This window comes from Pseudomonadota bacterium (assembly GCA_039193195.1).
In the GTDB taxonomy this organism is placed as follows: domain Bacteria; phylum Pseudomonadota; class Gammaproteobacteria; order Steroidobacterales; family JBCBZW01; genus JBCBZW01.
Genome location: JBCCWS010000005.1, coordinates 242643 through 252210, shown reverse-complemented (window position 1 = coordinate 252210; position 9568 = coordinate 242643). Strand labels below are relative to the sequence as shown.

8 protein-coding genes are annotated in these 9568 nt (G+C 63.2%); 3 read left to right on the top strand and 5 right to left on the bottom strand.

The window, feature by feature from the left end:
- Positions 1 to 197 (top strand): hypothetical protein (locus AAGA68_07795; protein ID MEM9384950.1); only part of this gene is annotated, 197 nt, incomplete at its 5' end.
- Positions 198 to 305: 108 nt separating this feature from the next.
- Here the strand turns inward: AAGA68_07795 and AAGA68_07790 are convergent.
- Together AAGA68_07790 and AAGA68_07785 are read right to left on the bottom strand one after the other, a co-directional pair.
- On the bottom strand, positions 306 to 1655 hold the full coding sequence (locus tag AAGA68_07790; GenBank protein ID MEM9384949.1) for an MFS transporter: 1350 nt from the start codon (positions 1653 to 1655) through the stop codon (positions 306 to 308).
- Positions 1652 to 2608, bottom strand: a complete 957-nt coding sequence (locus AAGA68_07785; protein ID MEM9384948.1) for an SDR family oxidoreductase — start codon at positions 2606 to 2608, stop codon at positions 1652 to 1654. The genes AAGA68_07790 and AAGA68_07785 overlap by 4 nt, the downstream gene beginning before the upstream one ends.
- 282 nt (positions 2609 to 2890) lie before the next feature.
- On the opposite strand from AAGA68_07785, the gene AAGA68_07780 reads away from it, so the two are divergent.
- Together AAGA68_07780 and AAGA68_07775 are read left to right on the top strand one after the other, a co-directional pair.
- Complete coding sequence (locus tag AAGA68_07780; GenBank protein ID MEM9384947.1) at positions 2891 to 3955, top strand: histidine kinase; 1065 nt, start codon at positions 2891 to 2893, stop codon at positions 3953 to 3955.
- Positions 3931 to 4647, top strand: coding sequence for a response regulator transcription factor (locus tag AAGA68_07775; GenBank protein MEM9384946.1), 717 nt, complete (start codon positions 3931 to 3933; stop codon positions 4645 to 4647). Before AAGA68_07780 ends, AAGA68_07775 begins: the two co-directional genes overlap by 25 nt.
- A 31-nt stretch (positions 4648 to 4678) precedes the next feature.
- Here the strand turns inward: AAGA68_07775 and AAGA68_07770 are convergent, their stop codons facing one another.
- The 3 genes from AAGA68_07770 to AAGA68_07760 are packed head-to-tail and all read right to left on the bottom strand — an operon-like array spanning position 4679 to position 9539.
- The gene (locus AAGA68_07770) at positions 4679 to 6427 is read right to left on the bottom strand and encodes an ImcF-related family protein (GenBank protein MEM9384945.1); all 1749 of its coding nucleotides are present in this window, start codon (positions 6425 to 6427) and stop codon (positions 4679 to 4681) included.
- The gene (locus tag AAGA68_07765) at positions 6424 to 8487 is read right to left on the bottom strand and encodes an OmpA family protein (GenBank protein MEM9384944.1); all 2064 of its coding nucleotides are present in this window, start codon (positions 8485 to 8487) and stop codon (positions 6424 to 6426) included. The genes AAGA68_07770 and AAGA68_07765 overlap by 4 nt, the downstream gene beginning before the upstream one ends.
- Positions 8484 to 9539, bottom strand: coding sequence for a TIR domain-containing protein (locus AAGA68_07760; protein MEM9384943.1), 1056 nt, complete (start codon positions 9537 to 9539; stop codon positions 8484 to 8486). The genes AAGA68_07765 and AAGA68_07760 overlap by 4 nt, the downstream gene beginning before the upstream one ends.
- Between the last annotated feature and the right edge of the window lie 29 nt (positions 9540 to 9568).

Genomic DNA, 9568 nt, shown 5'->3' with positions numbered 1-9568 from the left:
TTTCCGTCGGTGACCGCGACGGCGCAGTAGTCCGGATCCGAGTGTTTGCGATCAAACAACGAGGCGTAATCCGGCCGAACGCCCCATTCTCGCTCAGTCCGATCGCGCAAGGTCTCACCCAAAGCGTACGCACCACCCAGCTCGCAGAGATGCTGCCCTCGCACAAGAACGTGCAGCACTTTCTATCGCTTATTTGATGAACATCACGCGCATTGTTGCACTTGCGCGACGCACCAGCGCCGTTCGGTTAAGTGGTAAGCCCGGGCTATCGGGGGGCAGTTGCCCTACCGTCCGCCGGGTCGCCGCTAGGTTGGCAACGACCCGAGGGAACCGCTCGCCGACGGCGACGCACTCGCTGCCGATACCTCGCGCTGTCCTTCCCCCTCCATCCGCCCGTAGCGCCTCCCAAGGTCCATCCCAACCCACGCCCAGAGCGCCGCCGCCGCACTACCGATCAGCGCGATCGCCCCCAAGCTCAACGCCAGGCCCTCACTCAGCAACGCAAACGCGCTGCCACTGATGGCATCGCCACCGCGATACACCACCACGTCCAGCACGGGCTTGGCCTTGAAACGCTGATCGGCACTCACCTGGGTGAACAGCATCTCGCGTGCGGGGCGCGTCACCGCGTAGTTGCCCACCCGGCGCGCCACGTCTGCCGCCAGCAGCAGGACGATCAGCGGCGCGAAGGCGAGTGCGGCCATCGCCACCACCAACGTGACCGGCAGGCACGCCAAGGTCACCGCCATGCCGCACCGGCGAACCAGCCTGCCCGTCACCAGCAGTGCACAAGCGAACGTGAGCGTGTTCACCAACCAGCTGATGCCGCCCAGGATCTGGGTGCGCTCCACGCGAGTGAACTCCGCCAGCAGGTTCTTCTGGATGAAGTACATGAAGGAGCCGATGAACACGTAGAGCAGGATGAACAGCGCGATCGCCAACAGGTAGCGGTTGCTCAGCACATCGCGAAAGCCGCTCCACCAACGTCCTTCGAGCTTGCCCTGCAGCTGCTCGGCGCTGAGCGCGTGCTGAGCGTTGTCCAGCTGCGTGAGCTTCAAGCGCTGTACGCGCAGGATGATCGGCACTACAGCGAATAACCCGCTGGCGGCGATCAGGAGCAAGGTCTCGAGGCCGACGGCCTGGGCGAGGAGCGCGGGTAAGGCCGGCCCCACGATCGCCCCGGCGCTCGCCCCCGCACCGATAGTAGCGAACAAACGCTTTGACTGGTCCTGGGTGAAGGTATCGGCCATGAAGGACCAGAACACCGACACGTTGAACAAGCTGAAGGCGGAGACCCACATGTAAAAGGCCTTCTCGAGCCACGTGGGATCGCTCACCACCGGGGTGATCAGGCAGAACGCCATGAAGCTGATCGCGAACACGGCGTAGACACCGGGCACAACGCGCTTCAAGGGCAGCCGAGAGACAGCGAAGCTGTAGAGCACCACCAGGCCTGTGCTCAGAAAGAACTGGAGGTTCCAGAGTAGGCTCACCTGCGCGTCACTCCAGTCGCTGGCCATCGCATCGCGCACCGGGCGCAGCACGAAGTAGGCCGCCATGAGCAGGAACACGAGGAGGAAGGACAGGACGGTCGCCTGGCGCTCGTTGGGGCGAATCAAGGTGATGCCCTCGAACCAACCGCAGGCCTGGCTCACCGAATCACCGCCTTGGCGTCCAGGAGATCATCGAGGATGGTCACGAGCTCATCGCGGGTCTTGGCAAAACGGTGATCGCCATTGAGCTCCAGCACCTTGGCGAGCGACCGGGAGATCGCCAGGGTGGCCTCGCGTTCGTTGGGCACGACCAGGTAGCGCATCTTGGGATCTTCCGCCGTCAAGAAATCCAGCACCGCGTCGGCCACGGGCTGCGGGTCTGCGTGGTGCGAACGGTCCTGCTGGGTGAAGGAGGCGAAGCGAGCGATCTCCTCGCGGAACGCCGACGTGCGCTCGCCCCGGTCCAGTTGCTCGAGGCGCCGGTGCATGTTCTTCATGATGTTGGAGCGGAAGTTGCCGGGCTCCACGATGCTGACGTCCACGTCGAACTTGGCCATCTCACCGGCGAGAGCATCCGTGTAGGCTTCCATCGCATGCTTGGACATGCCGTAGGGACCAAACAGCGCGGCCGAGAAGAGCCCAGCGACCGAACCGGTGCTGGTGATCCGCCCTTCACTCGCGATGATTAGGGGCGCGAAGGCCTTGGTGACGCGATAGGGGCCCATCACGTTCACGTCCATGATGAACTGCATGTCCGCCTCGCTCACCTCGATGAGGGGATCGAAGAGGAAGACGCCAGCATTGTTGACCAGTCCATACAACCCGCGACCGCGCTCGCGAATGGTCGCGACGGCTGCGTCGATCTCCTCCTGGCGCGTCACGTCCAGGCGGATACCTTCCACACGAGGGTGAGCGCTGAGAGCTTCGATGTCACGGGCCTTGCGCGCCCCTGCGTAGACGTAGAACCCCTGTTCGGCCAGGGTGGTGGCAATACGCTGGCCGATGCCGGAGCTGGCCCCCGTGACGAGCACGGCCCTTGGCGAGACCGCGTTATGGTCATCTGCGTAGGTGGTGGTAAGTGCGAACAGAGCAATTAGGACAAAGGCAATTCTCACGGGGACCTCCCGGCGGTGGGTGGAACGGGTCACGCTAGCCGAGGGAGGCCAAGGTCGATTCCTTTCTCGACCATTGGGAGGAAACTATCGACGAGGAAACCGGTCGATCACATGGAGCCTTTCGTCGACGCTATGGCTGCCTTCAGCGACGCCAGCGCGCCTTGCGGCGGAGGCGCCCCTCACTTCCCCGGGACGGGGTTTACGATCGACGGCCCCTGCACCGCGAAGCACACGATGCCCAGAGCGAGCTCAACCCCTACACCGTTTGGATCCGCGTTCACGATGATCAGCCTGTTTTGGGCCGTTGTGGTACTGATCAACATCGGGCCCGATTGGCAGCGCTTCATCTCCGCACGGGAAGCCCTAGAGGTCATCGGCCTTACCACGGCTCTGCAGATGGCAGTGGCCACCGTGACCATCGTCTACCTCGTGCCTCGCTGGCTCGATCAAGGCGCCACCGGCCGCTTTCTCGTGCTCCTGCTCCTGCTAGTGCTCTGCGCAGCCGAGGTGAACATTCTCGTCAGCTACTTCTACCTGGAGTCTGCGCACGCAGAAGGCTACGGAGCCCGCTATCGGGAGATCCTCGGCGAGCTAACACTCGTCGAGCGCCTCGGGTTCTCGTACGTCAGTCGCTACATTCTGCTCTCAAAGCTGCCCCACCTGGTACTGCCGGCAGCCGTCCTCATCGCCGTGCGCTACTCCCTGCGCCAACAGTCACTGCTCAAGCTGCGCGAACAGCAGCGCGCCGCGGAACTGGACGCCCTGAAGAGCCAGCTTAATCCCCATTTCATCTTTAATACGCTCAACAACATCTACGCCTTAGCGCTCAAACGCTCTGCGCTGACCGCAGAGGCGGTCGCGCGCCTCTCCAGCATCCTCGACTACGTCCTGTACCGCGGAAGCGAGCGCGTCGTGTCCCTGCGTGACGAAGTGGCGATGATCGAGGCCTACATCGCCCTCGAGAAGCTGCGCTTCGGCGACCGCCTCACGGTGCGTTTCTCGCAGCGGGTATCGCCTGAGCATCAGGTGCCGCCGCTGCTGTTTCTAACGCTGCTCGAGAACGCCTTTAAGCACGGTGTCGCCAACTCCCTCGACGCGGCTCAAATCGAAGTGACCTTGGTGGAAGAAGCGAACACACTGCGCTTCGAGATCAGCAACACGCGTCCACCGAAGTCCACCACGACCACAGGCGATGCTGGCGAGCAGGCCATCGGCCTGCGCAACCTGCAACGCCAACTTGCCCTGCAGTGTCCGGATACCCACGACCTGACCGTAAACGACCTCGACGGGCGCTACACCGCCACCCTGACGCTGGCCAACACATGCCCCATCGTTACCGCTGCCTGATCGTCGACGACGAAGCCCTCGGGCGCGAGCTCATCGGCACGCACCTGGAGCAGTTCCCGCAGTTCGAGGTGGCGGCATCGTGCGCGAGCGCGGTAGAGGCGAGTCGCGTACTTACCGAGGAAGCGATGGATCTACTGTTTCTCGACATAGAGATGCCAGTGATGAAGGGCACCGACTTCTACCAGGGTCTGCGCCAGCGACCTGCAGTGATCTTCACCACAGCCTATCGCGACTACGCGGTAGAGGGCTTTGAGCTGGAAGCGGTCGACTACTTGCTCAAGCCGATCGAATTCACGCGCTTCTTCGTGGCAGTCCAGCGCTTCCTGGCATTACACGCCGGGCAAAGCGCTGAGGGCACGAACACGCCACCGGCCGAGGCGCCAGGCGAGTCCATCTTTGTGCGCAAAGACCGCAAGCACCTACGCCTGAAGCTCTCTGACATCCTCTACGTGCACTGCGCGAAGGACTACCTGGAGGTATTCACAAAGACGCAGATGCACATGATCAAGGGCACGATGAACGCGTTCTCCTCTAGGCTCGGCCCCGACTTTCTGCGCATCCACCGCTCCTATCTCGTCAACCACCGCCACATCACGGCGATCACCCATCACGACGTGGAGGTGGGCGAGGTCGAGCTGCCGATCAGCGACGCCTATCGGACTGCCGTAATGGCCGTCATAGCAAGATCTTGAGGGCGACACGACACCGGCCGCTGGCAACATGCTAATGCGCTTTCGCTCGGGGCTTCCCGCTCGCTTCAGACAGCAATGCCTGCACGCCGCTCGCGACGTCGTCTAGCAGATGGTGCAGAAATACTGGTTGAACGGCTGCCTCCCTGCGCATCGACCGAACAACAGCATGCCCTTGATCCAACTGCGCCTGGGCGAGATTTTTGGTCTTAGCTAACTTATCCATAAGTTCTGAAGCACTGGCCAGCAAGACCAGGATGCGCTGCATCGATGAGGGTTCTTTGGGGTCTGCATAGGCGCGAACCCACGCAAAGTGCTCGTCCACCGAAGCCGCGCCCAGCTTTGCTGTTGCCGACGTCCCAGCGCCGTTCCCGAGCAGGCCCCGCAGCCTAGAGACCGCGTCGCTGACGCTGCGCGTCTGTTCGGCATACTGCCTAAGCTGTGTCTCCTGTGCCACGGCCGCGAGCAACGCGACCAGTGGAGATAACGAGGGTTGGGCTAAGTCCCCGAGGATGCGCGCCGCCAAGCTTGGCGAGGACAGCGGCGCGACGCGCAGGTCCGACAGGAGTTGGTCGTACTGATCAATGTACGCGCGGAAGTAGATAGCCTCGGCCTCCTCCACCACCTCCGGACCTATCGTCGATGGCGCGTATTCGCCAAGGATCCAGCTCTCGTCGATGAGTTCGGCCGCAGCGCTCGTGCCGTCGACCACAACCACCTCCCGATAGCCCGCGCGCGTGTATAGACCTGGCACACCCTGCGTGAGCGGAGCGCCGCTGGCACGGACAAACACCCGCGCAGCCTGCGGCCCGGCCGCCTCGACGACCTTGAACGCCGGCAGACGGGCGCCCGCGGCCCGTAGCTTGAGTCGACTGTGGAGGCGCTCTGCGATCGGAATCTGCGCCAACTCGGCTTGGGTCGCTTGAATCTGGCTCGAATCGAGCGGGAAGGGCAGCGGGTGCGGCAGCACACGGAACAGCGCGTCTACATGGGCGAGGAGCGATGTTAGGGAGTCGGCGTCGCTGCCAAGGGTCTTCTCGAGGTCGATCGTCATCCAGGCGATGACACGGTCGGCGTCGTAGCGCTCGGGAGAGGCGAGCATGAGATAAGTCTGCAAGGCCTCGTAGCGAAACTCCAGTGACTCATCGCTCTGCTCGAGCTGCCGCTCGAGCATTAGCACCAGGCGCGGCAACAGCACGCCGGTCAGCACGCGCCGATACGCAGACTTCGCTTGACTGTTGAGCTTGCGCCGTTGATCGAACCCCCAGGACAGAGCCTCGCGCGACCGCCGGGAAGTCATCTCGACGATGCTGAGCGTCGCATCCAGTGCCGGCAGCACCGCAAGCACATCGAGCGAACGACTGGACACCCCCGCGATCGCTGAGTCCGCCGCGTAGGTTGCTTGCGCGACCTCCCGCACCAGATCTCGATTCACGTAGTAGGTCACGGCCCAGGCGAGCAGTAGCAAAGCGGTGACGAGCGCGAACACCGCATCCACAAAGCGTGGGTTGGTCACCAAGCCGGGCAGCACCAGCCAGCGCTGACCAGACGCAACGCCGGTGCGCGGCGCCACCGACGCATCATCAGCTTTCGTAGGTCCAAGTAAGGGCACCAACGTCCGCCAGATCACGACAGCGACCAGCGCCACGATAAGAAGCAGCCGCACGTGCGCAGACGCCAGCGGCTGGCTCGCTCCTACACCAATCAACGGGCCAAGCAGCCAGATGATCGCTGCCGAGGCCGCCAGCTGTAGAGCCCCAAGGGCAAGCTTCAACGGTTTCATTGCGTGCGCTTCGTCCGGCCAAGCAGCGTGATCTCGACGCGGCGGTTTCGCGCCCTACTGGCCGGCGTGTCATTAGGTGCGACTGGCAGCGTATCGGCCAGACCTTGCGCCATGATACGGCTGGGTTCCACCTGCAGCGCGAGCACTCTCTTCACGGCGTTCGCCCGCGCAGCGGAAAGCTCCCAGTTGGACTTGAAACGGCCGAATGCGCTTGGGGGAACACTGTCAGTGTGCCCAGTGACAACGATAGCTCCTTGCACCTCACTCAAGGCCTCGGCGACCGCCAATATCGTAGGCTCCGCACTTGCCTGCAAGCGTGCGCTTCCAGACGTGAAGAGCTTAGCACCAGGCAGCACGATCACCTGCCCCTCCGCGGAGTCGATGACCTCGACCAGGCCTGAACTAGTCAGATCAGCCAACCACGGCGAAAGGTCCGCGGCCGCTTCACCGCTCGCAGTATCTTGCCTGGGGAGCACAAGCGACGGCAGATTGCGTCCGAGCATCACAAGTTCCGCCAGCACGGGATCGCTCGCCCTGTTCAGGCTGAACACGATGGCCGTAAAGGCTAGGAGAATGACCGCCGCACTGACCGTGCCATCGCGCAACACGACCGAAGCGGCTTGCCGTTCGCGCATCAACCGCTCGGCCACCTTGCTGCTGCAGGCCACCAGTTCCTCTACCGACGCCCAATGGCCACCGTAGCGTTCAGCCCACGCAGGGCCTGGCAAGGCGTCGAACCACGTCTTGCGTTCGCTCGCCAAGGCGTTGGAGATACTCTCGCCCGACTCGGCCTGCACGGCGAGCGCATGCCAGAGCCGGCCGTCCTCTTGCTCCCGGTACAGCCAACCCTCAGCGCGCTTGCCAGTCGCGTCGTTGTCCGGATTGCAAAGGCGGGTCCAGCAGCGAATCAAGGCTTCATGGCTGATGTCGATGACCGGGTCCGAATCGGCGGAGCGAACCAGAAAGCTGCAGTCCGCATGAGTAAAGCCGTCGATCACATGATCCAAGGCGGCGGGACCGCTTCGAGTGATTGCTTCGAGCTGACTGCGCTGAAGCGGCCGTCGCACGCCCCGCCCCTCATTGTCGATCTCCGTGATCGCGCGGAATAGGTGCTCGGCGATCGAATCTGCCTCAGGCGCTAGCGCCACGAGAGTTGCCAGCACCTCGTCAGCATGGGCTGACAGGAGCTGCTGCAGGCCCAGGTAGCCGTCGGTAGTTAGGGTCGGTTTGCCCTGCGGGTGATCGTGACTGGCCTTGTGCCACAGGCGCATTAGGCAGTGCTGCACGAGCGGCAGGGCGTCGAGTTCGTTCTCTGCGTCATCGATCAAGCGAATGGCTAGCCTGATATTGACTTCGCCACCAAACAGCCGCGCCGGCCCGCGGATCGCTCGCATCAGCGCGGGCTTGTCCATGCGCGGCAGTAGGTATTGCGTCTTGTTGACGAGCTCTGCGAAGCCGATGAATTGGGCGCAGTCCCCGAGGTGATCGGAGCGCATGGTCACGATCGCGTACAGGCCTTGCGGCGCCTGGCCTGCGAATCCCTTGAGCACGTCCACGAAGGTGTCCGCCTCCTCGTGGCCCACACCACGGGCGTAGCGAAACAGCTCTTCGAATTGATCGATCAGGAGGCACGCATTGCCATCGCGCGCAAGCTGGTAGCGCTCATCGATCGCGCTCAATGCCCCCTGCCCTAAATTGAGCAAACGCCGAACGCCTCGGGTAACCTCCAACGACGGATCACCATCCGTTCGCCTCTCGATCAGGCGCCCGATCTCCTCGGCGAGATTCCATAGGGGCGAGCGGCCAGGGCGCATCTGTCCGGTCTGCCAGCGCATGCCGTGAAGGCTGGCGTCCTGCTCGAGCCGCGGCAGCACACCCGCGGTAATCAACGACGATTTGCCGCATCCAGAGCTGCCGTGCACCACCACCATGCGCTGATCGGTGAGCTTCTCCAGCACCGCGTCGACCATCGCCTCACGGCCGAAGAAGATGGACCACTCGTGCTTACGAAACGGCCGAAGACCGGGGTAGGGTCGCTCGGCCGTCCGGCGCTCACTCACTCGATCGGGCCGCTGGTGAGCGCGCTCGCCAGCCACGCCTGGAACTGTGCTGGCCAGTCGTCGCGCTGCGCCTCGACCACATCGATGCCAAGATCAGCGGCGTGGGGAACGCTCTCGCTGCTTTGATTCAGAATGGCGCAGGGCATCTCCTTTCCGGCCACTTGCAGGGAGATCCGATCATTGGCAATGGACTCGATGTCGAGGTCTACGCCGTGCGCGAGTTGCGCCGTGCGTAGCAGGCACAGCGCATGTGCCTGGTCCCTTAGCATCTCGATGCGCGCCTTGCGTGCGATTTGCAAGGCCTTCAGATCCTGTACTCGTTGCGGCAGCGCTTCGGGCAACACGGTGCAGCCGAGATCCTCCAATGCACGCTTCGCAGCTTGCCAGGTCGGCGCCTCGTCCGGGCGAGCCTGCAGATAGACGCAGGGACTACCCTCAACGGCAGCGCGCACGCGCGGCGCGCTTGCTTGCGTCTCCAGGGCCTGCTTCTCCTTGATCTGCTTCAAGCGGCCCATCACCTTGGTCGCGAGGTTGGCGAGCTCGCGGAAGTAAGGGCGGTCACTTGGCTGCGGCTCGGGCCACCCGTAGGGCACGGCCATTTCCTCGGACGACTGATCATCGGGATGGAACTGAAACCCGAGGACCACGAAGCCACGATCGTCCTTGAGACAGGTCGGCCACACCTCATGATCGGTAGGCTGGGCCCGGACGACGAGAATCACGCCGCCTTCAGCCTGGCACTGCCTGATCTCATTATCGAACCACTCGAGTTCGTTGTTGCACCAACTGGACTGCAGGTAGCGGTTCGACATGATGATCAGCAGCAGGCCTGAGGCCTGCACCTGGCCGCGGAGCTGGTCGGTGAGCGGCATGGCGGGATCGAGCTGCTTGTCGATGAAGATCTTCAGGTCGTCGAAATCGGTGGTCAGGTCGAGAAATTGGCTCCTCAACTCGCTTGCCAAACACGCCGACCAGTGCTTGAGCCGGTTGCCGCCGCCATGCGCGTAGCTCACGAAGATATCGTTCTTGAACGGCGGATCCAGGAAGGGCATCGAGGCAGCGGCTCTTGACACGAAGATGG